At 66.8% G+C, this 25,780-nt stretch carries 25 protein-coding genes; 17 read left to right on the top strand and 8 right to left on the bottom strand.

The window, feature by feature from the left end; translation table 11 throughout:
* Positions 1-338: 338 nt before the first annotated feature.
* Positions 339-587 (top strand): hypothetical protein, encoded by a 249-nt coding sequence (locus IB236_RS18470; RefSeq protein WP_056064732.1) that lies wholly within the window; start codon positions 339-341, stop codon positions 585-587.
* Positions 588-739: 152 nt separating this feature from the next.
* On the opposite strand, the gene IB236_RS18475 is transcribed toward IB236_RS18470, so the two are convergent.
* Positions 740-2,002 carry a phosphatidylserine/phosphatidylglycerophosphate/cardiolipin synthase family protein gene (locus IB236_RS18475; RefSeq protein ID WP_192421808.1) on the bottom strand — a complete coding sequence of 421 codons (1,263 nt, stop codon included), beginning with the start codon at positions 2,000-2,002 and terminating at the stop codon, positions 740-742.
* A 175-nt stretch (positions 2,003-2,177) separates the two neighbouring features.
* Here IB236_RS18475 and IB236_RS18480 point away from each other — a divergent pair, with 175 nt between their 5' ends.
* Together IB236_RS18480 and IB236_RS18485 are read left to right on the top strand one after the other, a co-directional pair.
* Positions 2,178-3,134, top strand: coding sequence for a peptidoglycan DD-metalloendopeptidase family protein (locus IB236_RS18480; protein ID WP_225581235.1), 957 nt, complete (start codon positions 2,178-2,180; stop codon positions 3,132-3,134).
* Positions 3,135-3,222: 88 nt separating this feature from the next.
* Positions 3,223-3,759 carry a pseudouridine synthase gene (locus IB236_RS18485; RefSeq protein ID WP_099730742.1) on the top strand — a complete coding sequence of 179 codons (537 nt, stop codon included), beginning with the start codon at positions 3,223-3,225 and terminating at the stop codon, positions 3,757-3,759.
* A gap of 19 nt (positions 3,760-3,778) precedes the next feature.
* Here the strand turns inward: IB236_RS18485 and IB236_RS18490 are convergent, their stop codons facing one another.
* Positions 3,779-4,489 (bottom strand): glutathione S-transferase family protein, encoded by a 711-nt coding sequence (locus tag IB236_RS18490; protein ID WP_056747054.1) that lies wholly within the window; start codon positions 4,487-4,489, stop codon positions 3,779-3,781.
* A complete protein-coding gene (gene gstA, locus IB236_RS18495; protein ID WP_015014999.1) occupies positions 4,489-5,097 on the bottom strand; it encodes a glutathione transferase GstA in 609 nt (202 codons plus the stop codon). The genes IB236_RS18490 and gstA overlap by 1 nt, the downstream gene beginning before the upstream one ends.
* A 141-nt stretch (positions 5,098-5,238) precedes the next feature.
* Between gstA and IB236_RS18500 the strand changes: the two genes are divergently transcribed.
* Positions 5,239-6,129, top strand: a complete 891-nt coding sequence (locus IB236_RS18500) for a LysR family transcriptional regulator (RefSeq protein ID WP_192421735.1) — start codon at positions 5,239-5,241, stop codon at positions 6,127-6,129.
* Between the two features lie 13 nt (positions 6,130-6,142).
* Here the strand turns inward: IB236_RS18500 and IB236_RS18505 are convergent, their stop codons facing one another.
* A complete protein-coding gene (locus IB236_RS18505) occupies positions 6,143-7,168 on the bottom strand; it encodes a trans-acting enoyl reductase family protein (protein WP_192421736.1) in 1,026 nt (341 codons plus the stop codon).
* Positions 7,169-7,261: 93 nt separating this feature from the next.
* On the opposite strand from IB236_RS18505, the gene IB236_RS18510 reads away from it, so the two are divergent.
* Both IB236_RS18510 and IB236_RS18515 read left to right on the top strand, forming a co-directional pair.
* Entirely contained in the window at positions 7,262-7,900 is a 639-nt protein-coding gene (locus tag IB236_RS18510; protein WP_192421737.1) for a TetR/AcrR family transcriptional regulator, read from the top strand.
* A gap of 126 nt (positions 7,901-8,026) precedes the next feature.
* Positions 8,027-8,596 carry a dihydrofolate reductase family protein gene (locus IB236_RS18515; RefSeq protein WP_192421738.1) on the top strand — a complete coding sequence of 190 codons (570 nt, stop codon included), beginning with the start codon at positions 8,027-8,029 and terminating at the stop codon, positions 8,594-8,596.
* A 48-nt stretch (positions 8,597-8,644) separates the two neighbouring features.
* On the opposite strand, the gene IB236_RS18520 is transcribed toward IB236_RS18515, so the two are convergent.
* Positions 8,645-9,082 (bottom strand): Lrp/AsnC family transcriptional regulator, encoded by a 438-nt coding sequence (locus tag IB236_RS18520; RefSeq protein WP_192421739.1) that lies wholly within the window; start codon positions 9,080-9,082, stop codon positions 8,645-8,647.
* 140 nt (positions 9,083-9,222) lie between these two features.
* On the opposite strand from IB236_RS18520, the gene IB236_RS18525 reads away from it, so the two are divergent.
* Positions 9,223-9,771: an alpha/beta hydrolase gene (locus tag IB236_RS18525; RefSeq protein ID WP_192421740.1), complete on the top strand. Its 549-nt coding sequence runs from the start codon at positions 9,223-9,225 to the stop codon at positions 9,769-9,771.
* 62 nt (positions 9,772-9,833) lie between these two features.
* Here IB236_RS18525 and IB236_RS18530 read toward each other — a convergent pair whose 3' ends face one another.
* Positions 9,834-10,328 carry a DUF2242 domain-containing protein gene (locus IB236_RS18530; protein ID WP_056747050.1) on the bottom strand — a complete coding sequence of 165 codons (495 nt, stop codon included), beginning with the start codon at positions 10,326-10,328 and terminating at the stop codon, positions 9,834-9,836.
* Positions 10,329-10,817: 489 nt separating this feature from the next.
* Here IB236_RS18530 and IB236_RS18535 point away from each other — a divergent pair, with 489 nt between their 5' ends.
* From IB236_RS18535 to IB236_RS18550, 4 genes are all read left to right on the top strand, one after another.
* Positions 10,818-11,252: a thermonuclease family protein gene (locus tag IB236_RS18535; protein ID WP_146871460.1), complete on the top strand. Its 435-nt coding sequence runs from the start codon at positions 10,818-10,820 to the stop codon at positions 11,250-11,252.
* 148 nt (positions 11,253-11,400) lie between these two features.
* Positions 11,401-12,693, top strand: a complete 1,293-nt coding sequence (locus IB236_RS18540) for an MFS transporter (RefSeq protein WP_192421742.1) — start codon at positions 11,401-11,403, stop codon at positions 12,691-12,693.
* A 169-nt stretch (positions 12,694-12,862) separates the two neighbouring features.
* On the top strand, positions 12,863-14,473 hold the full coding sequence (locus IB236_RS18545) for a DUF1800 domain-containing protein (RefSeq protein WP_192421743.1): 1,611 nt from the start codon (positions 12,863-12,865) through the stop codon (positions 14,471-14,473).
* Positions 14,474-14,673: 200 nt separating this feature from the next.
* Positions 14,674-15,900 (top strand): DUF1501 domain-containing protein, encoded by a 1,227-nt coding sequence (locus IB236_RS18550; protein WP_192421744.1) that lies wholly within the window; start codon positions 14,674-14,676, stop codon positions 15,898-15,900.
* 98 nt (positions 15,901-15,998) lie between these two features.
* Here IB236_RS18550 and IB236_RS18555 read toward each other — a convergent pair whose 3' ends face one another.
* On the bottom strand, positions 15,999-16,916 hold the full coding sequence (locus tag IB236_RS18555; RefSeq protein ID WP_192421745.1) for a DHH family phosphoesterase: 918 nt from the start codon (positions 16,914-16,916) through the stop codon (positions 15,999-16,001).
* Positions 16,917-17,040: 124 nt separating this feature from the next.
* Between IB236_RS18555 and IB236_RS18560 the strand changes: the two genes are divergently transcribed.
* Positions 17,041-17,520, top strand: coding sequence for a TerB family tellurite resistance protein (locus IB236_RS18560; RefSeq protein ID WP_192421746.1), 480 nt, complete (start codon positions 17,041-17,043; stop codon positions 17,518-17,520).
* A 77-nt stretch (positions 17,521-17,597) separates the two neighbouring features.
* On the opposite strand, the gene IB236_RS18565 is transcribed toward IB236_RS18560, so the two are convergent.
* Positions 17,598-17,933, bottom strand: a complete 336-nt coding sequence (locus IB236_RS18565; RefSeq protein ID WP_116747541.1) for an ankyrin repeat domain-containing protein — start codon at positions 17,931-17,933, stop codon at positions 17,598-17,600.
* Positions 17,934-18,205: 272 nt separating this feature from the next.
* Between IB236_RS18565 and IB236_RS18570 the strand changes: the two genes are divergently transcribed.
* The 5 genes from IB236_RS18570 to IB236_RS18590 all read left to right on the top strand — a co-directional run bounded on the left by IB236_RS18570 (position 18,206) and on the right by IB236_RS18590 (position 25,747).
* Positions 18,206-18,994: a pseudouridine synthase gene (locus IB236_RS18570; protein ID WP_225581236.1), complete on the top strand. Its 789-nt coding sequence runs from the start codon at positions 18,206-18,208 to the stop codon at positions 18,992-18,994.
* A gap of 70 nt (positions 18,995-19,064) precedes the next feature.
* On the top strand, positions 19,065-20,015 hold the full coding sequence (locus IB236_RS18575; RefSeq protein ID WP_192421748.1) for a nitronate monooxygenase family protein: 951 nt from the start codon (positions 19,065-19,067) through the stop codon (positions 20,013-20,015).
* A gap of 163 nt (positions 20,016-20,178) precedes the next feature.
* A complete protein-coding gene (locus IB236_RS18580; RefSeq protein ID WP_192421749.1) occupies positions 20,179-21,357 on the top strand; it encodes a two-component system response regulator in 1,179 nt (392 codons plus the stop codon).
* Positions 21,358-21,360: 3 nt separating this feature from the next.
* Positions 21,361-22,068, top strand: a complete 708-nt coding sequence (locus IB236_RS18585) for a histidine phosphatase family protein (protein WP_192421750.1) — start codon at positions 21,361-21,363, stop codon at positions 22,066-22,068.
* 25 nt (positions 22,069-22,093) lie between these two features.
* Positions 22,094-25,747 carry a response regulator gene (locus IB236_RS18590; RefSeq protein WP_192421751.1) on the top strand — a complete coding sequence of 1,218 codons (3,654 nt, stop codon included), beginning with the start codon at positions 22,094-22,096 and terminating at the stop codon, positions 25,745-25,747.
* Positions 25,748-25,780 lie beyond the last annotated feature (33 nt).

The raw sequence follows: 25,780 nt of genomic DNA on the forward strand, positions 1-25,780 counted from the left end.
TAGGTCAGAAGATGGGACAAGAACAGGCATTTCCGTGGCCCGCAGCGAATGCGGACGCACAGGGGCTTGGGCCAGACACGTTACAGCAAACGGCGCGCAGTACAAGGGCACATCGGCGGCCCACGGTCTGCATCGCGACACGTTACGCCCTGCATGACGCAAAGCCCATGCCAGACGCGAGAGCACGGAGTTCGCCCGGCGCAGGCATGAGCGCCTGCAGCCACAAATCCTTCGGATGCTCTAATTTTTATAGCGCATTAGGCATATCCGTTCGGCGCCAGACATCCATCTGGCACCAAACTGGGTTACCCTGACCGGTTCTGCAACAAGGATTCGCCATGAAAAAACTCAACGTCACCATCCAGCTCGAAATGACCGTGCCCGACAACTGGGAGCTGGTCGATACCTCTGAGGGCACGCCGGTCATCAAGCTGCCCGATGGCAAGTTCATGGACATCGCCATCGAACCCCTGTTTGCCACAGACCCCGAAGACCTGTGGGCCAGTACCGAAGACGAAGACGTGCTGGACGACATCCTCGACATGGTGGACAGCGAAGCCGTGACCTACGAGTTCGTGACGCACTGATCCACAAGCACGGCGGAGATGCCCGCCAGGGCAAACACTGCCCCGGCGGCGCACCGCAACCGCCGCCGCGCATCCACTACCAGCAACTACACTTTTGATAGCGCCTGGCGCATTATTCACTGGCGCCAGCGGCTGATTTCATTCAAACATCGTCACAGCTGCGACCGCATCCAGCCGGTCAAGGTCTCGTGCACTTTCTCGCGCAGCGGGCGGTCTCGCCAGGCCTCGTAGGTCACGCGGCGTGACCGTCGGATGTCGTCTTCAAACACCTGTGTCTGGCGTTGTGCAAATGCAGCGTCGTACACGTTCAGGTTGGCCTCGTCGTTCAGGCGGAACGAGCGGTTGTCAAAATTGGTGGAGCCCACCGACACCAGCAACTGGTCCACGATCATGACCTTGCAGTGGTACATGGTGGGCCCGTATTCGTAGATCTCGGCCCCGGCCTGCAGCAGCTCGCCCCAGGTGGCACGGGATGCGGCTTTCACGGTCTCGGTGTCGGTGTGCTCGCCGGGGGTGACTAGGCGCACGCGCACGCCGCGTGCCAGGGCGTCCATCAACAGCTTGCGGGTCAGGTCGTCGGGCACAAAGTACGCCACCGACAGGTCGATGCTGCGCTCGGCCGCTGTGATGGCCAGGTGGTACATGAGCTGCATGCTCTCGCTGCCACTCGATGGCGAGCTGGAGAACATCTGCGCCTTTTGGGTGCCCACCGCCGCGATGGGCGGAAAGTACGCGTCGCCGTGCAGCACCTTGCCCGTGACCTTGAGCCAGTTGTCCAAAAACGTGGCCTGCATCTGCGCCACCGCCGGGCCGCGCACCAGGTAGTGCGAGTCGCGCCAGTGGTCGGGGTCTTGCGCGTGGCCCGTCCACGCGGGCGCAATGCCCACGCCACCGGTAAAGCCCACCTGCCCGTCCACCACCAGCAGCTTGCGGTGCGTGCGGTTGTTCAGGCGGGCCAGGTTGTACCAGTGCGGTTTGTGGAACTTTTCAATCAACACCCCGGCCGCCTTCATCTCGGCCAGGTAGCTTTCTTCCATCTTGGCGCTGCCCACCCAGTCGAGCAGCACATGCACGGGCACACCGGCGCGGGCGCGCTCGCTCAGGGCGTCGGCAAACTGCTTGCCGATGTCGCCCGACCAGTAGATGTAGGTTTCGAAGGTGACGCTTTTCTGAGCGGATTTGATCGCGGCCAGCATGGGCGGAAAAATCTGGTCGCCGTTGAGCAGCTCCGTCACCGCATTGCCGCCCACAATGCCCGGGCCCAGCAGGCTGCCCAGGGCGCGCTCGAACTGCGGGTGGGCGGCGCTGTACAGGCGCGGCAACTGTTGCTGCACTTTTTTCTCGCCCGCCGTGAAGTTGAGTGCCAACAAGACAAGGGCCCCGGTGGCCAGAGCCGTGAGCAAGACAGTGAGCATGGTGGAGCGGCGGCGGTGGGCTGCGGGTGGCATGGCGCGATGGTAGGTGCCGACATGCAGGCGCGATGTAGGCGGACGCCGCCAACACCGGGGGCACAATCGCCCTTGTCGGCCGCGACAGCGGGGCGCTTTGCACCCGTACCAGCCCCCCCGCGCAGCCACTTTGTTTTTGTTCATGCCTTCCTCTGCCGTGTCTGAATCTGCCCGCCCCGCTCCCTTCCGCCCCGCTCCCTTCCGCCCCGCCCTCTCCATCACCCGCCGCAGCGCCTTGATCGGCACGGCGGGCCTGCTCGTGCAGCCTGCCCTGGTGGCCCCTTTGCATGCCAAGCCTGTGCCACCCGCGCCCACGGTGTGGCCCCAGGCGCTGCAGGTGCCGGGGGGCGTGACACGGCTGTCGCTGGGCCCGGCGGCCACGCGGCCGGTGGCGCAGGTGCGCCAGGGCGAGGTGGATGTGCCGCTGCGGGTGGTGGGCGATGCCATCGAGTGGACGGCCATCGTGGGCATACCGCTGGCGGCAGCGCCGGGCGATGCCTTCATCAGCGTGCTGCCCGAGGGCGGCGGCAGCCCGCGCCTGGTGCACTACAACGTGGCGCCCAAGCAATACAAGGAGCAGCACCTGAAGGTGTCGCCGCGCACGGTGGACCTCTCGCCCGAGGACCAGGCCCGCTACGAGCGCGAGCGCGACCACCAGGCCCAGATGATGGCCACCTTCACCGAGCAGCCCGCAGGCGTGGCGCTGGCATCGCTGCGCATGCGCGTGCCCGTGCCGGGGCGGCGGTCCAGCTCGTTCGGGCTGCGCCGCGTGTTCAACGGCCAGCCGCGCAATCCGCACAGCGGCATGGACATTGCCGCCGCCACCGGTACGCCCATCGTGGCGCCGCTGCCGGGCCGGGTGATTGACGTGGGCGACTACTTCTTCAACGGCGGCACGGTGTGGCTGGACCACGGCCAGGGCCTGCTCACCATGTACTGCCACCTGAGCAGCATGGAGGTGCGCGTGGGCGATGTGCTGCAGGCAGGCGACGCGTTCTGCAAGGTGGGCGCCACCGGCCGCGTGACCGGCCCGCACCTGCACTGGGGCGTGATGCTGAACCGCACCATGGTGGACCCGGCGCTGTTCGTGCCGGCCTGATGGCGCAGAGCTTCATTACTATGCATTTGATAGCACCCAGCACATATTGCACTAGCGCATCTGGCCCTTTTTGCTTGAAACCAGCCCCATGACCTCGCGCCTGATCCGTTTCAACAAACCCTACGGCGTGCTGAGCCAGTTCACGCCCGAGGGCAAGTGGCAGGGCCTGAAGGACTACATTGACCTGCCCGGCGTGTACGTGGCTGGGCGGCTGGACGCCGACAGCGAAGGGCTGCTGCTGCTGACCAACGACGGCAAGCAACAGGCCCGCATTGCCGACCCGCGCTTCAAGATGGAGAAGACCTACTGGGTGCAGGTGGAGGGCATTCCCAATGAGGCCGCGCTGGCCGCGCTGCGCAGCGGCGTGGTGCTGAACGACGGTCCCACCCTGCCCGCCCGCGCACGGTTGCTGGAGCCCGCCCCTGCGGTGTGGGACCGCACCCCGCCCATCCGCGAGCGCAAGGCCATCCCCACCACCTGGATCGAACTCATCATCCGCGAAGGCCGCAACCGCCAGGTGCGCCGCATGACGGCCGCCGTGGGCCACCCCACGCTGCGGCTGATCCGCGCGGCCATCGGACCGTACACGCTGGACGGGCTGGCGCCGGGCACCTGGGCGGATTGAGCCGGCAGGCGTGCGGGGTCTAGCCGGCCATCGCCTGCATGCGCCGCGACAGGGCTGACCCACGCGCGCGCAAAAAAGCCCGCAAGCCCTCGGCATAGTCCACACCCACGGCCTGCAGCACCGAAGGGCGTGCCGCCAGCGCGGCGCGCCACCGCTGCACCAGCGGCAAACCTTGCCAGAGCCCCAGGTCATCCACGCCCGGCAAGGTGTCGATGATGTCGAAGTACCGGAACACCGGGCCGAACACCACATCCACCATGCCAAAGTCCGGCCCTGCAAAGTACGGCCCCGGCACGCTGCGCTGGCCCAGGGCCTCTTCGATCTGCTCAAAACGGCTGCGCAGGTCCTGCGCGCGGGCCTGCAGCGTGGCCTCGTCCGGCGCGGCGTAGAAGCCGCCGATGGTGTTCAGCACCGCAGAGCCAAACTCCATCCACGCGCGGTGGCGTGCGCGCTGCAGCGGATCTGGCGGGTGCAGCACGGGCATGGCCACCTCGTCCAGGTATTCGCAGATCACGGCCGACTCGAACAGGCTCTGGCCGCGCACCTGCAGGACCGGGGTCTTGCCCAGTGGCGAGAGGGCCAGGAACCAGTCGGGCTTGCGGGCCAGGTCGATGGTGCGGCGCTCAAACGCCAGGCCCTTTTCGTGCAGCACGATGGCCACGCGCTGCACATAGGGGCACAGCGCGTGCGAGACCAGAGTGAGCGCAGCGGGCGCCGTGGTCTGGGCCATCACGACAGCAACCCCTCAGCCCGCAGCGCAGCCTGCACCTGCGGGCGGGCCGCCACGCGTGCCATCCAGGCCTGCAGGTGCGGGTAGGCAGTGAGCGGGATGCCCAGCAGGTGCGACCAGTTGACGATGGTGAAGCCATACGCATCGGCCACGCTGTAGCCGCCTGCCAGAAAGTCGCTGCGCGACAGCACGGCCTCCATCTCGGCAAAACGCACGGCCAGCTTGGCCTTGACGGCCTGGCGCGTGGAGTCGGCCGTCTCCTTGTGCCACAGCCAGGGGCTGAAGCCCTTGTGCAGTTCGGTGCTGACGAAGGTGAGCCACTCCAGCACGGCCAGCCGCTCGCTGGAGCCGGGCTGGCCGATGAGTGCGCGCGCCGGGTCCAGGTCGGCCACGTACTGCAGCAGCGCCGCTGCTTCGGTGTGGCGCGACTGGTCGGCCAGCTCCAGCAGGGGCACATAGCCGCGCGGGGAGATGTCGAGATAGTTGGCGCCGGTCTCGGTGGTGTGGCGCACCAGGTCCACCTTGACCAGATCGAACGCAACGCCGACCTCGCGCAAGGCAATGTGGACGGCGAGCGAGCAGGCACCGGGGGCGTAGTAGAGCTTCATGGGAACGGGGCTTTCTGTAAAAACGGTTGGAATGTGTCGCCGTTGCTACCCACTAGCAGCCGCAGACACCCATCGGTACACGGCAAGGCCCGGCGACAGGCAGAATCTATGCTTGCAACAACGCAAACAAAATAAGCACCCATGAAATCAACCGTTGCATCAGCGCAATACCAACTGGGCGCGGCCGAGCTGGAAGTGCTGCTGGCCATGGTGCGCACCGGCACCCTGGCGGCCGCCGGTGAGCGGCTGGGAGTGGATGCGTCCACGGTGTTCCGCGCCATTCAGCGCATCGAACGGGGGCTGGGCCAGTCGCTGTTCGACCGGTCGCGCGCCGGCTACCGCCCCTCGGAACTGGCCCAGGCATTGGCCGAACAGGCCGAGCGGGTGGAAGCCGCCCTGGAGGCCGCGCGCTCTGCCGCACAGGCGCAGCCCGAGCAGGTGTCGGGCACGGTGCGCATCTCCACCACCGACACCATCCTGCACGGCCTCATCGCCCCAGCCCTGCAGATGCTGCAGCCCCGGCACCCGGCCCTGGTGTACGAGCTGCACGCCGGCAACGAGCTGGTGAGCCTGACGCGGCGCGACACCGACATCGCGGTGCGCGCGACCAAGCGCCCGCCACAGCACCTGGTGGGGCGGCAGCTGGGCATGATCCGCTCGGCCCTGTACGCAGGCACCGCCAGCACCCTGGCCCTGTCGGATGTGGAGGCGGGCCGCGCCGCCTGGATTGCGCCCGACGACGCGCTGCCCGACCACCCTTCGGTGCGCTGGCGCAAGAAGCAATACCCCAGGGCGCAGCCCACCTACCGCGTCAACAGCCTGCTCACCGTGATGGAACTGGTGGCCCTGGGCATGGGCGTGGGGGTGCTGCCCCTCTTTCTGGCCCAGGGCCGCAGCGACCTGCGCCCGCTCACGGGCGCGCTGGCCGATGGCGAAACCGAGCTGTGGCTGCTGACCCACCCGGAGTCGCGGCACCTGCGGCGCATTGCGACGGTGTACGGGCACCTGGCGGAGACGGTGCAGCTGCCTTGAGCGCCCCTGGACATCAGCCCGTCAAGGCGTCGCCGAATACCTCCAGCGCCGTGCCGTGCAACGCGCGCAGCATGTCCACCGGGTCTACCGCCTGCGCCACGACCAGTGCGCCGCTGTGGGCGTAGGCAGGCGCCAGCAGGCGCTGGGCCACCTCGACCACGATGGGCGCCGTCACGGCATAGATATCCTGCCCGCGCACGCCGGCGGTGCGGGTCTGGCCACCTTGCACCAGCTGCACCATAAGCTCGAAGCGCTGCGCAGAGCGTCCGCTGTCGTCCGTGGCCGTGGGCGGCGGGGTGCCGGTGTCGCGGATGTCCTGCAGCGCCGAGCGGTTGAGCAGCGAGCGGATGTGGCCCACCGGCAGGTGGTGGGCGATGGTGATGACCTCGCTGAACGGGATCTCCACCATGGCCTGGCTGCCCAGGGGCGCGGCAAACGCCCAGTCCGGCACGTGCTCAGACGGCACCAGCGGCACCAGGCGCCCGTGGGCCACCACCTGGCGCGGCACGGTGTTGCGCTCGCCTGTCTTGCGCGTGCCGGCGGTGGGCCACCAGCGGTCCAGCCCGATCGCCACAGTGATCTCGTCGATGGTGCCGGCCCTGGTCAGCGCGCTGGCCAGCAGGTCGGCCAGACCGCCATAGAAGGCGGCGGCCGGAATCACCACCTTGCCCGCAGCGCGGGCCGGAGCATCGAAATCGGCCAGGCTGGCCTGCGCACTCGCCTGCTCGGCCGTCACATCGATGTAGTGGCAGCCTGCCCGCAGCGCGGCCTGCGCCACCGGGGCAGCCGTGTCGAGAAAGGGGCCTGCGCAGTTGATGACCACGGCGCAGCCGGCAAACGCCTGTTCCAGGCTCGTGGGGTCGGCCAGATCGGCGATGCGCCGGGTCACGCCAGGGGCAAACACCTCGTCCAGCCGGGCGGCGCTGCGCCCCACGGCCACCACGGGCAGCCCGCGGCGCTGTGCTTCCTGCACGACAAATTGGCCGGTGTGGCCGGTGGCGCCGTAAACGGCGATGGGGCGGTGTTGTTGCGGGTTCATGGTCATCCTTTGCGTTGGGTGGGTGGTTGAAATTTAACGATACAGACCTGTCTGTTTTTTAAAGATTACAGACAGGTCTGTATCATGTCAAGCATGCGCACCACAAATTCACGTTCCACCAGGGACCTCTCCCCCACCAGCGGCCCGGCCACGGGGGCCGAGCCCGCCGCCGATGTCCGCAGCCGCATCCTCGACACCGCGTCTCGGCTGTTCTATGAACGCGGCGTGCGCGCCGTGGGCGTGGACCTGGTCGTGCTGGAAGCCGCCGTGGCCAAGACCAGCCTGTACCGCTACTTCCCCACCAAGGACGACCTCATCGTGGCCTTCCTGGAGCGGGAAGACGTCGAGTTCTGGGACCAATGGGACAGCGTGGCGGCCCAGTTCGCCGATGACCCCGCTGGGGAGCTGGAGGCCCACATGCGCTGGATTGGCGAGCGCCTGGCCCGCTCCAACTACCGGGGCTGCCCCCAGATCAACGTAGCCGCTGAATTTGCCGAGCAGGACCACCCTGCACGGCAGGTGGCGCGGCGGCACATGCAAGCGCTGCGGGGCCGCCTGCACGAGGTCGCGGTGCGGTTGAAGGCCCCCCACCCGGAGCAACTGGCCGCCCAGCTTGCGGTGGTGGTGAACGGCGCATTCGTGAGCGCCGGACTGCTCAGCGCCGAAGAAGCCACCGGCGTGCTGGTAGCTGCCGTGCAGGCCCTGCAGGCCGGTGCCCGCAGCCCGGGCTAACCCCGGCCTGACATCTGCTGCCAGGCCGTTGTCAGCAGCCCCTCTCTACAGTGACCGTGCCCCACCATGCCCGCTGCACCTGCACCGGGCCAGCGCACCTACCCACCCTCAGAGAGAAGCCCCACCATGCCCCCACAAGGCAACCACCCCCGCCCCGGCAAGACCCAGTTCTATGGCGCAGCCAGCCTCGATGGCTTCCTCGCCACGCCCGACCATGACCTTGGCTGGCTGCTGCAATTTGGCGAGATCGAGGGCCCCAGCTACCCCGCTTTCATCCGCGACGTGGGTGCGCTGGCAATGGGATCGCACACCTACGAATGGATGCTGAAACATGCCATCGATGCGGGCCAGCCCTGGCCTTACACGCCTCCGACCTGGGTGTTCAGCGCACGGACGCTGCGCGGCATTGCAGGCGCGGATGTGCGCTTTGTGCGTGGCGATGTGCGGCCCGTGCACCAGGCCATGGTGCAGGCTGCAGCAGGGCGCAATGTGTGGATCGTGGGTGGGGGTGACCTGGTGGGGCAGTTTTACGACGCGGGCCTGCTGGACGAGCTGATCGTGCAAATAGCCCCCGTCACGCTGGGCGCAGGCACGCCGCTGTTGCCGCGCCAGATCATGCAACCCACGCTGCAGCTCAAGTCAGTGACCACGCTGGGCGGCATTTTTGCGGAGCTGCGGTACCTGGTCACCCGTTGAGCAGGCTCGCCCGCGCGGGTCACCCGCAGGTTCTGCTGACCCGCCGCGTCATGCCAGCGGCACCAGCTTGTTCACGGGGTGCGACAGCACCAAGGCGGTAGACACGCTGCCAAACGCCGCCAGGGCATCCACCACGCGCTCCAGGTCTGCCGGCTGTCCAAATGCGCAGCGCACCACAAAGCAGTCCTCTCCCGTCACGCGCACGGCGTCCAGCACCTCGGGCATAGTCTGAAACAGCTGCACGTAGCGCTGAATGTGTTCGTGCGTGGTGCGCACCCGCACCACGGCCTGCAAGCCCAGGCCAGCGGCAGCCAGGTCGATGCGGGCCTGGTAGCCCACGATCACACCTGCGTCTTCGAGTTTCTTGACGCGCTCGCTCATCGCAGGCTGCGACAGACCGATCTGCTTGCCCAAGGCAGACAGGCTCTGGCGAGCGTCGGCCTGCAGGGCCATGAGGATCTGTCGGTCTTTTTTGTCCAGCTCCACGGTGCAATGCTCCCTTTGCGATGACTTCAAGGTTTGGAGGGCCACTTTCCGATGATGCCCCCTGCCCATCCACAGGCGCGGCACCTATCGTTGGCAGGCAGTGACACCACTGCTTTTTTTGACCTGAAGGAATTTTGACGATGAGACCTGTTTTGCTTGTTCCCGGCATCTACAACTCCGGCCCCCGCCACTGGCAATCATTGTGGCAAACCCAGCACACGGGCGTGGTGCGGGTGGAGCAGGCCGATTGGGCACACCCGCAATGCGACGCCTGGATGCAGGCCATTGACGCGGCCATCACTGCAGCAGGCCAGCCCCCCATCGTGGTGGCCCACAGCCTGGGTTGCCTGGCACTGGCGCGGTGGGCTGCCAGCGCGTTGACCGCTGTGCATGCCCTGCTGCTGGTGGCCGTGCCAGACCCCGAGGGGCCCGACTTTCCACCGGATGCCAAAGGCTTCACGCCCGTGCCTGCGGCGCTGACCGCCCCGGGTCAGCCCGCGCGGCAGACCATGCTGGTGAGCAGCAGCGACGATCCGTATTCCACTGCATCCTTCTCGGCCCATTGCGCAGCCGCCTGGGGTGCCCAGCAGGTGGACCTGGGGGCCAAGGGGCATATCAATGCCGACAGCGGCCTGGGTGACTGGCCCGAAGGATGGGCCTGGGTACAACGCTGGCGCGCCGCCCGATGAGGCACCGGCGGGAAGTGGGCCGAGAGACGAACGAAAAAAAAACCGGGTACGCCCCCGGCCGCTCAGTCCGCCAGCGCCTGGTCGATGACCAGGTAGCGTTTGACCAGATCAAAAAAGCTGTCGTAGAAGGTGTCCTTGGCAATGGTCTCGCTGCCCACCTTGACCAGGGACTCGCTGCTGGATGAGAACGGCAGCGACACCGAGCCGATGGCGCCCACACCGACGCTGGCCGAGTTGTTGGTCTTGCGCAATGCGTAGGTGTCCTGGGTGGCCGTCACAAAGCCCAGGCTGACCTTGCCGTCGTTGGCCTCGGGCACACACACCACGCGCACCACCATCTGCAGGTGCGACTCGGGCTCGGGCTGGAAGCTCTTCTTGCCTTCCACCAGGTCGGCCGCGCTGGACGAGATGACGTAGCCCTGGCTGAGCAGCGCGCGGCGCGAGGCTTCACACGTCTGGGCCGGCGTGGCATCGAACAGGCGCGAGTACGTGGCGACCGAGCCAAAGTTCTCCTGCACGCCAAACGTCTTGGCCCCTGTGCCGGCACAGCCTGCCATGACCAAAGTCGCGCCACAGGCCAGGGCCACTGCAGCGGTGCGCAGGGGCGCTGGTTGGGGGGCATGGGATTCTGTGGACCAGGGGAAACGCAAAACCGGGACTCCTTGGGGGTGGGCGGCTATCGCCGACGATAACAAGCGTGAAGCAAACGCGACGCGAGCGCATTGGACAATGCACCCCATTGTCACAGCGCCTGGAGTGTCTGACGGCAGTAACCGCTCCCGGTTCCCCAGATTCTTCAAGCCATGCACACCACGGCGTGGTCTCACCTTGAAGCAAAGCAGACCTGTGGCCCGCCAGGTGCTACGCAGGGCGGCGGCATGCGCATGCCCCCATACCAGCCCTTGTTGTGTCACCGTCATCACGCAGCAAACCGCTATACTATTAATAGCTACGAAGTCATACTGATGTAGCGCATCCAGCCAAATCGCTCCATTTTTGCAAGAAACACTGGCGCCAGTGCCTGCAAACACACACCCAAGCTCCCTGTGCCCCTCGCTTCCCTGTTTTGCCTGGTCGTTGCCATCAGCGACGGCGACACCCTCACTGCCCGCTGCGGACCACCTGGTGCCTACCAGCAGGTGAAGGTGCGCATCGCCGCCATCGATGCGCCCGAGTCGCGGCAGGCGTTCGGGCAGAAGTCGCGGCAGCACCTGGCACAGCTGTGCTTTCGACAACGGGCCACGCTACAACCCGTGGATGAGGACAGCTACGGACGCATGGTGGCGCAGGTGCGTTGCGGTGGCACCGATGTCGCCACGGCACAGGTGCGCGCAGGCATGGCCTGGGTGTACACGCCCTACGCCAGCCACTACCCGCACCTGGCGCCCTTGCAGCGCTCTGCACAAGCACAGCATGCGGGCCTGTGGTCCCAGAAGCGGCCTTTGGCGCCCTGGGACTACCGGCACCGGCAGCGCCGTTGACGCCATCGAATGCTCGTCATCAGCGCGCCCACTGCGAGGCTTTACCAACGCTTGACTGCAGCCCGGCGCAACAATCGCTAGCATCTGGCCTCCCGCCGTTTGGGAGCATCGCCGCATCGGGCGGATGCTTCCCCCGCTGATCCTATCCATGCCCACCCCTGAGCCCCTCACCCCGAGCGCTGCTGTTGCCGCGCCCGCCGAACCTGCCAACGTCTACCGCCATACCGGTTTTGTTTCATTTCTGGTCGCCCGCGTGGTGGCCGTCATCGCCACCCAGGTACAGGCGGTGGTGGTGGCCTGGCAGGTGTACGACCTGACGCGGCAGCCGCTGGCGCTGGCCTATGTGGGGCTGGCGCAGTTTCTGCCCATGCTGGCTTTGTTGCTGCCCGCGGGCGACCTGATCGACCGCTTTGACCGCAAGCGCATCCTGGCGATCGCCTGGTCGGTGGGCGGCCTGTGCAGCGCCCTGCTCTGGTGGCTGTCTGGCCACGGCAGCAGTGGGGTGGCGGGCATTTATGCCGTGCTGGTGCTGTATGGCTGTGCCCGCGCGTTCTCGGGCCCGGCCATGCAGAGCCTGTTGCCACAGATCGTGCCCCGTGCACAACTGGCCCAGGCCATCGCCGCCAACAGCATGCTGATGCGTGTGGCCAGCATTGGCGGGCCGCTGCTGGGCGGGCTGCTGTATGCGCTGGGCGGCGGAGAGCTGACCTATGCCATCTGCTGCGCGTGTTTTGTGCTCGGGGTGGCCCTGCTGCTGCGCGTGGTGGTGGCCCATGCCACGGCACCCGGCCCCGCGCAAGGCACGATGTTCGAGCGCTTTGGCGCGGGTATCACCTTCATCCGCACGCGGCCCATCATCCTGGGCACCATCTCGCTGGACCTGTTTGCCGTGCTGCTGGGCGGCGTGGTGGCGCTGCTGCCGATCTATGCGCAAGAGGTGCTGCATGTAGGCCCGGCGGGCCTGGGTGCGCTGCGCAGTGCCATGGCTGTGGGCGAGGTCAGCGCCGGGCTGTACCTGAGCATGCGGCCCTTCAACCGCCAAGTGGGCCGCACCATGTTCATCGCGGTGGCGGTGTTTGGTGTGGCCAACCTGGTGTTTGCGCTGTCCACACTGTTCTGGCTGTCGTTTGCGGCGCTGCTGGTGGCGGGCGGGGCCGATATGGTGAGCGTTTACATCCGGGGCGCTCTGGTGCAGTTCTCCACGCCCGACACCATGCGCGGGCGGGTGAATGCGGTGAACATGCTGTTCATCGGCTCGTCCAACGAACTGGGCGAATTCCGCGCTGGCACCAGCGCCGCATGGCTGGGCGTAGTGCCCGCCGCCCTCGTGGGCGGCCTGTGCACGCTGGGGGTGGTGGGTGGCTGGATGATGGCGTTCCAGACCCTGCGCAAGGTAGACCGTTTTGAGGAGGCCGCGCAGGCCACGGGCGCAGCGCCATAGCACCGAGAACCTGTTCTCAGGCGATCATGTCTAGGGGTTTGGAGATACCCCTCGATAAATCCTCCCTGGCGTTTGTGTCGCGCAGGTAAAACCCGCCGTGCGGGCTTGCATGCGGGTGGTGGCAGCGGCACCATGCGGACAGCCATTGGCTAGCTGCCCGCGAGGCCCCATGACCCCCACTAACCCACTGCACCTCCACCGCCGCACCCTGCTGCTCGGCCTGGCGGGTTGCGCCGTCTTTGGCGCCCCCCTTGCCACACAAGCCGCGCCCCCCGCAGCCGCAGTGCCCCACACAACAGGCCCGGGCACCTGGAGCGCGGCCGACGAACCCACCCTGGCACGCCTGCTGGACCGCGTGACCTGGGGCTGCACCGCCCAGGGCACGCAAGCGCAGGGCGGATTGGGCATCAGTGCGTATCTGGCTGCGCAACTGCGCCCGGGTGCCAACGCCGCACTGCCCCGCGAAGCCCAGGCGCAGATCGACGCCATGGCCATTTCGCGCACCCCCATCGAGGCGCTGGCGGCCAACATGGAAGCCCGCAACCGCGCCGCCAAGGCCCAACCCACCGAAGACGAGCGCAAGGCCGCGCTCAAGGCCTGGCAGCAGGACATGCGGGCCTTGCAGCAAGAGGCTGCCGCCCGGTTTGTGCTGCGCGCGCTGTATTCGCCCAGCCAGTTGCGCGAGAAGATGACCTGGTTCTGGATGAACCACTTCAACGTGTTTGCAGGCAAAGGCAGCCTGCGGGCACTGGTGGGCGACTACGAAGAGCGTGCGGTGCGCCCCCACGCACTGGGCCGCTTTCGCGACCTGCTGGGCGCCACCGTGCGCCACCCGGCCATGCTGCGGTACCTGGATAACGCGCAAAACGCCGCAGGCCGCATCAACGAAAACTACGCGCGCGAGCTGATGGAGCTGCACACGCTGGGCGTGGACGGTGGCTACAGCCAGCAGGACGTGCAGGAGCTGGCCCGCGTGCTGACCGGCGTGGGCGTGTCGCAGCGGCCGCCGGGTGACGAGCCCCCGCGCATGAGGCCCGCACTGCTTCGCCACTACGTGCGCGAGGGATTGTTTGAATTCAACCCGCAGCGGCATGACTGGGACCCCAAAACACTGCTCGGCCAGCCGCTCCGCGCCCAAGGCCTGGCCGAGGTGGACGAAGCGCTGGACCGCCTGGCCCGTGCGCCTGCCACCGCGCGCTTCATCACCCGCAAGATCGCGCTCTTTCTGGTGGGCGACAACCCGCCTCCCGCACTGCTGCAGACACTGGCCCACAGCTTTGAGCGCACGGACGGCGACATTGCGGCAGTGCTGGAAACGCTGTTCCACACACCAGAGTTCCGTGCGTCCCTGGGCCAGCGTTTTCGGGACCCGGTGCACTACGCACTGGCGGGCCTGCGCCTGGCCCACGGCGATGCCGTGCTGCCCAGCACCGACCCTGCGCTGGCATGGCTGCAACGGCTGGCCGAGCCTTTGTATGGCCGTGTCACGCCCGATGGCTACCCGCTGGACTCCGCGACATGGTCAGGCTCGGGGCAGATGAGCACGCGCTTTGAGATGGCGCGGGCCTTGGGGGCAGGCGCCATGGCCGCCCCACCAGCGAACGATGACGCGGCACCCCGCGCCGCGCCGCGCGTGCCCCCAGCCCTGGCGCAGACCGCCTACGTGCGTACGCTGGAGCCCACCTGGTCCCCGACCACACGCAGCGCCCTGGCACAGGCCACCTCACCGCGCGAATGGAACCTGCTGTTCCTCGCATCCCCTGAGTTCATGCACGGATGAGGAGAGGAGATGGAGTACATCCCCCTGAGTCGCTTCGCGCCTTCCCCCTTCTCTCGAATGGCTTCGCCCTTCGGGAAGGGGGACGCAGCCCGTGCGGCGGGGCGGCACTTGCACGGCTGCCACGGCTTTGACCGCGACGCGCCTGCGCAGCAGCCGATGATGCGTTCGGGCGCCATTGAATAGGTTGAAAGGACAGCCCCATGCTTTGTAGACGACACCTTCTCCAGGCCCTGGGCGCCAGCGCACTCGGCACGGGCCTGGGCGTGTACAGCGCCAGCGTGCTCGCCGCACCCCGCGCGCAGGACGCGCGCTTTCTGCTGGTGTTCTTGCGCGGTGGCTACGACTGCGCCAGCCTGCTGGTGCCCACGGCCAGCAGCTACTACTACGAGACGCGGCCCAACATCGCCATCGCCCGGCCGGGGCAGGAGGGCGGCGCCCTGCCGCTCACCCCCGACTGGGGCCTGCACCCGGCACTCGCTGAATCGATGCTGCCGCTGTACCAGCAGCGCCAGCTCGCCTTTGTGCCGTTTGCAGGTACGGACGACCTCTCCCGCAGCCACTTCGACACCCAGGACAGCATCGAGCTGGGCCAGCCCCTGGGCGGGCGGCGCGACTACCGATCAGGCTTTCTGAACCGGTTGGTGGCCGAGCTGAACCCGCGCGCCGACAGTGCCCCGGTGGCGCTGCAGCCGATGGCGTTCACCAGCACCCTGCCCCTGGTGCTGCGCGGGGCGGTGGACGTGCCCAACACCGCACTGAGCGCAGGCGCGGGGCGCGGTGGTGTGGATGCGCGGCAGGCCGAACTCATCGCCTCCATGTACCGGGGCACACCGCTGGCCACGCCCGTGAACGAAGGCTTTGCCACCCGGGATGAGGTCGCCCGCACCATGCAGGGCGAGATGGAGGCCGCCAGCCGCAATGCGCTGAGTACCAAGGGATTTGAAGGCACGGCCCGGCGCATGGCGCGGCTCATGCAGTCGCGCTACCAGCTCGGCTTTGTGGACGTGGGCGGCTGGGACACCCATGTGGGCCAGGGCGCCGCCACCGGCACGCTGGCCAACCGCCTGGAGGAACTGGGCCGGGGCCTGGCAGGCTTTGCCGACGAGATGGGCCCCGCGTGGAAGTCCACCGTGGTGGTGGTCATCAGCGAGTTTGGCCGCACCTTCCGCGAGAACGGCAACCGGGGCACGGACCATGGCCACGGCACCGTGTTCTGGGTGCTGGGCGGCGGGGTGAATGGCGGCCGCATTGCGGGCGAGCAGCAGGCGCTGACCGCCACCACGCTGTTCCAGAACCGCGACTACCCCGTGCTCAACGACTACCGCAGTGTGTTGGGGGGACTGTTCGCCCTCATGTACGGGCTGAACGCGGCGGCCGTGGCGCGGGTGTTTCCAGGGACCCAGGGGGCCGACCTGCGGCTGGTTTAGCCGCGCTGGCGCGCAATATCATTCACTATATTTTTGATAGCTAATCAGGCATATAGCTCTAGCGCTACAGGCGATTGATACTCAAAATCGCCCGGGCATCACGCGTTGAAGGTACCTGTCAGCAGCTCTGGCAGGCGATCCACCTTCATCTTGAAGCCGCAGGCCTGCGCATGGCCACCGCCGCTCATGCTTTCGGCCAGCGCGATGCAGTCAAAGTTGCGCTGTGCACGCAGCCCCACCTTCACGCCCTTGTCGCCAGCACTCCACATCAGCGCAAAGGTGCCCGTTTTGGCCGAGAGGATGTCGCCCACCAGGCTGTGGAACATGCCGGGGGCGTTGACCATCAGGCCGGTGATGCCGTTGAACACCAGCGGCTGCGCGCCTTCGGCGATGTCGGCGCAGAGCTTGCGGTACTTCTGGTCCATGGCCTCGCCGCGCACCATGAACTGTTGGAGCTGCTCGGGCGTGAAGTCGGCAATCTCGCGCCAGCGCGCAAAGCCTTGCTCTTCCATGTCCAGGGCTGACAGGAAGGCAGCGCTCTCGGCAAACTCCCACTTCCAGATATCGCGGTCTTCCACGTATTTGAACAGGGCAGGCATCGGTTCGTGCGGATGGAAAAACTCCCACGCCAGCCGCGCGCCCGACTTGTTCATGTCGAAGTGCACCACACCGCAGCGGCAGGCAAAGCCGGTGAGCTTTTCGGCCGCGCTCTTGTGGTGGTCCAGCATGACCAGCTTGGCGGCGCGCTCGTCGATGGCGGCCATCACCTCGTTGGCAAACGAGAAGTCGAGGATGTAGACCGCGCGGCCTTGCAGGGGCGGCAGGTCGTCCACGGTCTTGACATCACCGTGGTCCAGCCCCACGTATTCAGCCTGGTCGCCGTAGTACAGCCATGCCGCCAGCGCCGCGCCAAAGCCATCGGGGCAGTTGCGCCCGTGGTACAGGATCAGCGGTGCGGGGTCGTTCTTGTCGGGGGCAACCAGCAGTTGCAGGGGGAGTATGGTTTTCTTCGTCATGGCCCCCGATTGTCGCCGGGGCTTTGTGCCGCAGCGAGCGCAACGTGCGCAGCCAGCACATGTCAGCGGAACCAACCCCATCCCCAACGCCTCCACCCTACTGACGCAGCCAGCAAACCACACGATGTTCCAAGCCCTCAAAGACCTGCTTGAAAGCCTCACCCCATTCAACCCCACGCCATCTCCCGCAGAGCGTGCGCGGTCTGTGCAACTGGCAGCCGCCGTGTTGCTGGTGGAGGTGGTACGGACCCAGTCGGCGGTGGGCGATGCGGAGCGCAGCGTGATGCAAACCGCACTGCACCGGCAATTTGCACTAAGTGAAGATGAACTGCAGCGCCTGCTGGAACAGGCCGCAGCCACCTCCAGAACCGCCTACGACTACCAGCGCTTCACCAGCCAGCTGAACGAGCATTTCACGCAGGACGAGAAGATCCAGCTCGTTGAAGCCATGTGGCAGGTCGCCTACGCGGACGCACGCCCGGACGAGAACGAGATGCACACCATCAGCAAGGTGGCCGGCCTGCTGCATGTGACGCACGGCGAGTACATCGGCGCCAAGCTCAGGGCGAAAGAAACAGCACACGCAGGCCAGTCGCCCCATTGAGACGGGCGCGGCCCCGGTGAGCGCCGCAGCGCACGGGTGGCGTCCCTTGGGGAAAGGACGCCAAGCAACCCAGGGGGCTAAATGGGCAACCAGCGCCACCAGAACGGCTTGCGCTCTTCCTTGGCGCCCTGCGCCTGCAGCAAGGCGATGAACTCGGTGCGCCGGTAGCGGCGCGCGGCCTCCAGCGGGGTCATGTCGTCGAAGTCCGACCGCAGCCCCGGGTCAGCCCCATGCGCCAGCAGGTAGTGGGCGATCTCGTGGTGGCCCTGGATAAGGCTCGCCACCAACGGCGTGCAAAGGATCTCGGGATGCTGGTAGTTGGGGTTCACGCCTGCACTGATGTGGTGGCGCACCAGCGCCAGGTCGCCCGCCACGGCGGCGGCGTACATGTCTTTCCAGTCTCCAGCGGACATACCTGGGCATCCTTTGCAAGGGTTGAACGGGGCCAGTGTAGGCAGCGGCGCGTGCGGCACAATCCGCGCCTTCCCCTAGGGATCCTCTGCACGAATCAGCGCGCCGTGTGCATCAGCGGCCTCGGGCGGTCTGCAGCGTTGCAAATACTCGCAATAGCTACGGCTATTGCTGCGTTTTTGCGCCTTGCAGCCCCTCCCGATCCGCTGCGCTCACTTGCCGCTTGATTCGTGCAGAGGATCCCTAGCCCGCGATGGCCCACACACATTCCTCCATGCCCCCTCCCCTGCACATCCTCTGGCGCGACGAGCACCTGGTGGCCGTTTACAAGCCTGCTGGCTGGCTGGTGCACCGCACGGGGCTGGACGCGGGCGAGACGCGGTTTGTGATGCAGACCCTGCGCGACCAGCTGGGCCAACATGTGTTCCCTGTGCACCGGCTCGACAAGGGCACCTGCGGCGTGCTGGTGATGGGTTTGCACAGCGATGCGGCGCGCGCGCTGTCGCAGGCGTTTGAGCATGGCGCCACGCACAAGCGCTACCTGGCGATGGTGCGCGGCTGGGCGCCTGAGGCCATCGAGGTGGACCACGCCTTGAAGCCCGACGATGCGCCTGCGGATGCCGCCGTACAGGACGCCCACACACGCTTTTGGCGGCTGGCACAGCTCACATTGCCCGAGGCCAGCGATGCGCGTTTTGCCACCACGCGCGCCTCGCTGGTCGAGGCCCTCCCGACCACGGGGCGGCGCCACCAGATCCGCCGCCACCTCAAGCACCTGGCGCACCCCATCATTGGCGATGCCACGCACGGCAAGGGCCCGCTCAACCGCTGGTGGGCCGAGCGGCTGGGCCAGCAGCGGCTGTGGCTGCATGCCTGGCAGCTCACGGTGCCCCACCCGGTGACGGGGGCGGCGATGACCTTCGACAGCGGGCTGCGCTGGCCGGGACCCGCGGACTGGGACTGCGGGCACGCCCCCTCCGACGACTCCACCGTGCCATGCGCCGACTGGCAGCGCCTGTTTGCCAAGCTGCCCTGGCACGAGACCCCCGCCCCGGCCCCGTAACGCGGGCGACACGGCGACGGCATGCCCGTCGAAATAATGGGCGCTCTCAAAAAACTAGGAGACCTTGCCCATGACCTCACCCGCCACGAACCGCGTCCTGGCCCACACGGGCGCGCGCTACCCCATCATCCAGGCGCCCATGGGCTGGATTGCGCGCACGCAGCTGGCCTCGGCGGTGTCGCGCGCGGGGGGGCTGGGCATCATTGAGACGTCCTCCGGCGAGACGGCCAATTGCCAGGCCGAGATCACCAAGATGAGCGCGCTGGGCCTGCCGTTTGGCGTGAACCTGCCCATCCGCTTTTTGAAGGACGACGCCATGCTGCGCTTTGTGTGTGCATCGGGCGTGAAGTTTGTGACCACCTCGGCGGGCAGCCCGGCCAAGTTCATCGCGCCGCTGAAGGACGCGGGCATCACCGTGTACCACGCGGTGCCCACGGTGGACGCAGCGCTGAAATGCGTGGACGCAGGCATTGACGGCCTGGTGGTCGAAGGCGGTGAAGGCGGCGGCTTCAAGAACCCCGAAGAGGTCTCCACCCTGGTGCTGCTGCAGGCCATCCGCGCGCGGGTGGAGGTGCCGCTGGTGGCGGCAGGTGGCATCTGCGACGGGCGCGGCATGGCCGCAGCCTTTGCGCTGGGGGCCGAGGCGGTGCAGATGGGCACACGGTTTGTCAGCTGCGCCGAAAGCCCCGTGCACGCCAACTACAAGAACGCGATCGTCGATGCGGGCGTAACCGGCACCTGGATGCTCAACACCAAGGCCAGCCCCTGCATCCGCGCGCTCAAGTCGCAGCGCACCCAGGCCATCCACGAAGCGGGCCTGATGCCCGCCGACAGCTTTGCGGGCATCCAGCGCGTGTACTTTGACGGTGACATGGAGGCGGCCCCTGCGCTGGCGGGGCAGACCGCGGGATTGATTGACTCCGTCAAGACCGCTCAGCAGATCATTGACGACACCGTGGCAGAGTTTTTTGCCATCAGCCAGCGCATGGGCGCCATGGCCGCAGCGCGGTCGTTTGGCTAAAAAGGGGCGCCTCCCGCCGGGCAGGTGCTGCGCCCGCAATGGATGGATGCGGAGGGGCTGTCCGACCACCGCACCATGGAAAGCTTGTCAGCTTCCGTAAGGGCAGTAACATGCGCTTACACCCTGCAGATTCTCTGCTCGGTAGCCCGAAAGCACTCCGACCATGTTTTTGCCGACCGATGACAAAGCCCTGCTCAAAACGGTACTGGTCGTCGATGACACCCGCGAAAACCTGACCGTCATCGGCCAGCTGCTGCGCCCTTACTACCACGTGCGGGTGGCCAACTCGGGGCAGCGGGCCTTGCAGGTCGCACACACCCAGCCGGTGCCCGACATCATCCTGCTCGATGTGATGATGCCGGAGATGGACGGTTACGAGGTGCTGGCAGCCCTGCGTGCAGCGCCGGAGACCCGCGAGATCCCGGTGATCTTTGTGACCGCCCTCGACGCCATCGCGGACGAAGAACGCGGCCTGCAGGCGGGCGCGGTGGACTACGTGGCCAAGCCCATCAAGCCCGCCGTGCTGCTGGCGCGGGTGCGCACCCATCTGGAGCTGAAGGCCGCGCGCGACTGGCTGGCCGACCAGAACAGCTACCTAGACGCCGAGGTGCAACGGCGCATGGCCGAGAACGAGCTGATCAAGGACTTCAGCCTGCACGCCATGGCCACGCTGGCCGAGAAGCGCGACAACGAAACCGGCAACCACCTGCACCGCACGCAGGCCTACATCGAGGCGCTGATGCTGCACCTGCAGGACCACCCGCGCTTTCAGCACCTGCTGGGCAGCCCCCACCAGCGCCAGCAAATCGCCAAGGCCGCGCCCCTGCACGACATCGGCAAGGTGGGCATCCCCGACGCGATCCTGCTCAAGCCAGGGAAGCTCACCCCTGATGAGTTCGAGATCATGAAGACCCATGCACGCATTGGTGCCGACGCCATCGACGAGGCCATCCGCAGCGTGCTGCAGATGGGGCGCCAGCAGCCGGCCCATCCGGCCAGCGCCCCCAGAAACTCGGCGCTGGAGTTCCTGGAGACCGCACGCCAGATCGCGGCAGGCCACCATGAAAAGTGGGATGGCTCGGGCTACCCCGAGGGACTGCAGGGCGACGCCATCCCGTTGCCCGCACGGCTGATGGCCATCGCCGATGTGTTTGACGCGCTGATCTCGCGCCGCCACTACAAACGCGCGTTCACGCTCGACGATGCGGTGGACATCATCCGCAAAGGCCGTGGCCAGCATTTCGACCCCGACATCTGTGATGCGTTTGTAGAGCTGGTGCCGCAGTTTGCAGCCATCGCCGAGCAGTTTGCAGACCACCCGGCGCCCGCGCTGGAGCCGTGAAGCATGCTTGCCTTCTCCCCGGCCATCGCACTGCACGGCAACCCGCCCGTCCGCCGGGCCACGGTGGGTGCTTGTGTGCTGGCCGCTGCGGCAGCGGCAGGGTGGCCTGGGGTATGCAGCGCACAGGACCAGGACTTTCAGGAAACTCTCGTCAGCCCGGCCCTGCTGGCGCAACTGCGCCAGGGAGGCTTTGTGCTGTACCTGCGCCACGGCGCCACCGACAGCAGCCGGATGGATCAGGCCCCGCAGGTGGACCTGAACGACTGTAATACCCAACGAGTCCTCAGTGATGCGGGGCGGCAGCAGGCGCGCGACCTCGGTGTCACGCTGCAGCGCGCCCGCATTCCCGTGGGCGAGGTCATCCACAGCCCGCTGTGCAGGGCCCGCGAAAGCGCGCAGCTCACGTTTGCCACTCAGCCGGAGTTGCTGCGCGCAGAGCCCCTTCTGGCCTACACCGCCAACCTCACAAGCGAGCAGAAAAAGCCGGTGATCGCCGCCACGCGGGCCCTGGTATCCACCCCGGTTCCTGCAGGCACCAACCGCGTCATCGTGGCACACGCACCCAACATGGCGGATCTGATGGGTTATTTCGTCAAGCCCGAGGGAACGATGGTGGTGCTGCGTCCCTTGGGGCAGTCGCGGTTTGAATACCTTGGCAGCATTCCGCCGTCTCACTGGGCCGCCCTGCTGCCCGCATCCCCTAAGCGCTGACCCACCATCGCGCCACCCATCGCCCATGCTCCTCCTGCTCAAACGCCAACGGTTTTTTCTGCGTTTTTTTCTGCCGGTGGTGCTGGCCGTTCTGGTGGGCATGGGGTTTGACTACGCAGTGCAGCAGCACACCCAGACCGTGCAACGCAAGGCACTGCAAAGCCAGGAGGAAGACATCCAGGTGGCCGCCAAGGCGGAAGCCATCAGCCGAAAACTGCTGGAGATCAAGCTGCGGCTGACACAGACCCTGACTGTCTCCAAATACCGCGAGGTGGACGAAGCCAAGGCCTACCAGCTCCACGGGCTCATCGTGGACGAAATGGCCGCGCTCGAAAAGGACCTGACTGCGCTGACCACAGCCCACGACTTCTCGCATGTCAGCACGCATTACCCCGCTGCGCTCAGAGCCTTTCAAGAGTTTCGCCAGTTTGCGCTGATGAGTTCGGACCAGATGGCCATCGACCAGTCAGCGGCAGGCGAGCACCTAATCAGCGCCACGGCGTACTACGGCGTGTTCGCACTGCGCATGGGCGACATTGCCAAGACCTTCATGGACCACGCCATAGAGAATGCCGCCACCACGCGCAACCAGCTGCAGGATTTCGATCGCCGCATGCGCCTCTACAGCACGCTGGCCGCGCTGGTGTTTCTGGCACTGTGGTTTGTGCTGTCGCGGTCCACATCCCGCCAGCTGGACCAGCTCAACACCATCCTGCAAAAGCTCTCGCGCGGCGAAAGCGGCTTGAGCGACTACAAGACCTTCTCCCGCATCAAGGCCATGGCCGCACGCGAAGGCACGCACATCGGAGACATGGCCAATGCAGTGCTGGCCTTTCAGAAAACACAGGATGAACGCCGTCTGGCCCTGGCGGAACTGCACGACCGCGAGGAGCTGCACGCCAACATCATCAGCCAGGCCCCCATCGGCATCGTGGTGCTGGACCTGCAGACACTGCAGTTTGTGAGCTTCAACGATGCCACCTACGAATCGCTGGGCTACACGCGCGAAGAATTTTCACAGATGAACCTCTACGACCTGCAGCTGAACTCGGACAGAAGCAAGGTCGATGCAAAGCTGCGGCGCATCCAGGCCCTGGGCGGCCAGGACTTCGAGACCCAGCGGCGCGATAAGGCCGGCAACGTGCGCGACTTCTGGGTTTCCATGCGCCCCCTGCACCTGCACGACCGCGACTGCATGACCGGCATATGGGTGGACATCACCAGCCGCAAGCAGTCTGAGCGTGAGCTGGCTCGTTACCGCGACGAGCTAGAACAGCTGGTGGCTGAGCGCACGCTCGATCTCGAAAAGACCAGCCAGGCCCTGGCTCAGCAAACCCTAGAGCTGCAGCACACCAATGCCCAGCTGCGCAGCGCCAAGGCCATGGCCGACGAAGCCAACCAGGCTAAGAGCGCCTTCCTGGCCAACATGAGCCACGAGATCCGCACGCCCATGAATGCGATCATCGGGCTGACCCACCTGATCCGCCGCGACACCACCAACCCGCACCAGCGCCAGCAACTCGACAAGGTGTCGGGCGCTGCCATGCACCTGCTGGCCGTCATCAACGACATCCTGGATTTCTCCAAAATCGAGGCGGGCAAGATGGCCCTGGACCCGACCGATTTCGAGCTGGAGAAGGTGGTGAGCAACGTGTTCACCATCACCGGCGACAAGGCCGAGGCCAAGGGCCTGGAGGTGATGGCCGAGCTTGCAGGTGTACCCCCAATACTGCATGGGGACGGGATGCGGCTGGGTCAGATCCTGACCAACTTCATGGGCAACGCAGTCAAGTTCACCGAACGCGGCAGCGTGTCCTTGCACGCGTTTGTCACCCATCGCGAAGCCAACCAAGTGCGCCTGCGCTTTGAGGTGCGCGACACCGGTATCGGGCTGAGCCCCGAGCAACAGGGCAAGCTGTTCCTGGCGTTTCAGCAGGCCGATGTCTCCACCACCCGCACCCACGGCGGTACCGGCCTGGGGCTGGCCATATCGCGCCGCCTGGCCGACCTGATGGACGGGCAAGTGGGTGTGCGCAGCGAGCCTGGCAGGGGCAGCACCTTCTGGTTTGAGGCGCCCTTTGGCATCAGCTCCCAGGCTGCAGCACCGCAGCATGTGCAGGCCCTGCCCCCCAGCACCCGCGTCCTGGTGGTGGACGACATGGAAGAGGCCCGCGAGCTGCTGGCCGACATGCTCACCCACCTGGGAGCGCGGGCCGATGCCGTATCGTCCGGCGCGCTGGCCGTGCAGGCGGTGGCACAGGCCGACGAACTCGGCGACCCCTACGAGCTGGTGCTCACCGACTGGCTGATGCCGGGCCTGAACGGCACCCAGACCTGGCAACAGATCTGCGCCTTGCCGCTCCAACACCGCCCCGCCTGCATTCTGGTCAGCGGCAGCCTGAGCTGCCCTGCCGACGAGGTGGATGCCGGGCCGTTTGCGGCCTTCCTACCCAAACCCGTGCTGCCCACGGCGCTGGAAGACGTGCTGGTGCGCGTGTGGAACCATGCGCAGCTGCCAGAGGCCGCTGCGCCCGCATTGGCCGCCGATGCGCCCGTCCGTTTCACCCCGGGGCTGCAATTGCTGCTGGCCGAAGACAACGCGCTGAACCAGGAGGTGGCGGGCGAGCTGTTGCGCCAACTGGGCTTTGCCGTAGATGTGGCGGGCGACGGGACAATTGCGGTGGAGCGCGCGCGCGAACGTCACTACGACCTGATCCTGATGGACATCCAGATGCCCCACCTGGATGGCCTGCAGGCCACGCGCCAGATCCGCGCGCTGCCAGGCCATGCGCAGACGCCCATCGTGGCCATGACCGCCAACGCATTCGCCGAAGACCGCGCAGCCGCGCTGGCCGCTGGCATGAACGACCACCTGCCCAAGCCCGTGGACCCGGCACAACTGGCGCGCGTGCTGGCGCGCCTGCTGCCCCATTCCGTGGACGCCACGGGCGCCGCCCCAACGCCCAGCGTTGCGACATCGACCCCCACGCTGGCGCATGAAACCCAGATGCGGGCGCAACTCCAGAGCGTGGTAGGCTTTCAGCTGGAGCAGGGGCTGCGATCGCTGGGCAACAACTTTGCAGCGCTGGTACGGCTGCTGCAGCGCATGGTGATGGAACACCCCCAGGACGCGCAAAAGGCTCTGCAGGCCTGGCAAGGTGGCGACCTGGCCGAAACGCAGCGCATCTTGCACACCCTCAAGGGCCTGGCGGGTACAGCAGGACTCACCGGCTTGCAGGTGGCCGCGCAGCAAGCCGAGGCCAGAGTACAGGCCGCTCCGCCAGGGGGCCTGGACGCCGACGCCCAACACGCGCTGCAAGACCTGGATGCACGACTGCATCAGCTGGTGCAATCCCTGCACTTCGTGGTGGATGCTTCTGCGCAGACAACAAGTACAGCCCCTGCCGCCAGTGCGGACCACCTGCGACAAGGCTTGCGCACGCTGCGGCCCTTGCTGGCCAGTGACGATCTCGATGCCAGCGCCGCGTATGCCGAACTGCACCCGGCGATGCTGCAGCACTACCCGGACCGCGCCCAGGCGCTGGCACAGGCCATCGATGGGTTCGACTTTCTGCAGGCGCTGGCGCTACTTGATGCCATCCTCGCCTCGGCGGACGGCGGAAGCAGCAGCGATACCCCCCCTGCCAGCACGCAGATGCCCGCCGCTCCAGCGGGCTGACTGCACCGCGGCGCAGCGCGCCTGGGCTACACT

The organism is Acidovorax sp. ACV02 (genome assembly GCF_014851475.1).
GTDB classification, from domain to species: Bacteria; Pseudomonadota; Gammaproteobacteria; order Burkholderiales; family Burkholderiaceae_C; genus Acidovorax; species Acidovorax delafieldii.

Excerpts from the sequence above, each read along its gene's own strand:
- IB236_RS18585 (WP_192421750.1), top strand. The coding sequence starts at position 21,361 with ATGCTTGCCTTCTCCCCGGCCATCGCACTGCACGGCAACCCGCCCGTC.
- IB236_RS18470 (WP_056064732.1), top strand. The coding sequence starts at position 339 with ATGAAAAAACTCAACGTCACCATCCAGCTCGAAATGACCGTGCCCGAC.
- IB236_RS18555 (WP_192421745.1), bottom strand. The coding sequence starts at position 16,916 with ATGACGAAGAAAACCATACTCCCCCTGCAACTGCTGGTTGCCCCCGAC.
- IB236_RS18530 (WP_056747050.1), bottom strand. The coding sequence starts at position 10,328 with ATGGCAGGCTGTGCCGGCACAGGGGCCAAGACGTTTGGCGTGCAGGAG.
- IB236_RS18480 (WP_225581235.1), top strand. The coding sequence starts at position 2,178 with ATGCCTTCCTCTGCCGTGTCTGAATCTGCCCGCCCCGCTCCCTTCCGC.
- IB236_RS18560 (WP_192421746.1), top strand. The coding sequence starts at position 17,041 with ATGTTCCAAGCCCTCAAAGACCTGCTTGAAAGCCTCACCCCATTCAAC.
- IB236_RS18575 (WP_192421748.1), top strand. The coding sequence starts at position 19,065 with ATGACCTCACCCGCCACGAACCGCGTCCTGGCCCACACGGGCGCGCGC.
- IB236_RS18475 (WP_192421808.1), bottom strand. The coding sequence starts at position 2,002 with ATGCTCACTGTCTTGCTCACGGCTCTGGCCACCGGGGCCCTTGTCTTG.
- IB236_RS18490 (WP_056747054.1), bottom strand. The coding sequence starts at position 4,489 with ATGGCCCAGACCACGGCGCCCGCTGCGCTCACTCTGGTCTCGCACGCG.
- IB236_RS18485 (WP_099730742.1), top strand. The coding sequence starts at position 3,223 with ATGACCTCGCGCCTGATCCGTTTCAACAAACCCTACGGCGTGCTGAGC.
- IB236_RS18550 (WP_192421744.1), top strand. The coding sequence starts at position 14,674 with ATGCTTTGTAGACGACACCTTCTCCAGGCCCTGGGCGCCAGCGCACTC.
- IB236_RS18590 (WP_192421751.1), top strand. The coding sequence starts at position 22,094 with ATGCTCCTCCTGCTCAAACGCCAACGGTTTTTTCTGCGTTTTTTTCTG.
- IB236_RS18570 (WP_225581236.1), top strand. The coding sequence starts at position 18,206 with ATGCCCCCTCCCCTGCACATCCTCTGGCGCGACGAGCACCTGGTGGCC.
- IB236_RS18545 (WP_192421743.1), top strand. The coding sequence starts at position 12,863 with ATGACCCCCACTAACCCACTGCACCTCCACCGCCGCACCCTGCTGCTC.
- IB236_RS18510 (WP_192421737.1), top strand. The coding sequence starts at position 7,262 with ATGCGCACCACAAATTCACGTTCCACCAGGGACCTCTCCCCCACCAGC.
- IB236_RS18525 (WP_192421740.1), top strand. The coding sequence starts at position 9,223 with ATGAGACCTGTTTTGCTTGTTCCCGGCATCTACAACTCCGGCCCCCGC.
- IB236_RS18515 (WP_192421738.1), top strand. The coding sequence starts at position 8,027 with ATGCCCCCACAAGGCAACCACCCCCGCCCCGGCAAGACCCAGTTCTAT.
- IB236_RS18565 (WP_116747541.1), bottom strand. The coding sequence starts at position 17,933 with ATGTCCGCTGGAGACTGGAAAGACATGTACGCCGCCGCCGTGGCGGGC.
- IB236_RS18500 (WP_192421735.1), top strand. The coding sequence starts at position 5,239 with ATGAAATCAACCGTTGCATCAGCGCAATACCAACTGGGCGCGGCCGAG.
- gstA (WP_015014999.1), bottom strand. The coding sequence starts at position 5,097 with ATGAAGCTCTACTACGCCCCCGGTGCCTGCTCGCTCGCCGTCCACATT.
- IB236_RS18580 (WP_192421749.1), top strand. The coding sequence starts at position 20,179 with ATGTTTTTGCCGACCGATGACAAAGCCCTGCTCAAAACGGTACTGGTC.
- IB236_RS18505 (WP_192421736.1), bottom strand. The coding sequence starts at position 7,168 with ATGAACCCGCAACAACACCGCCCCATCGCCGTTTACGGCGCCACCGGC.
- IB236_RS18540 (WP_192421742.1), top strand. The coding sequence starts at position 11,401 with ATGCCCACCCCTGAGCCCCTCACCCCGAGCGCTGCTGTTGCCGCGCCC.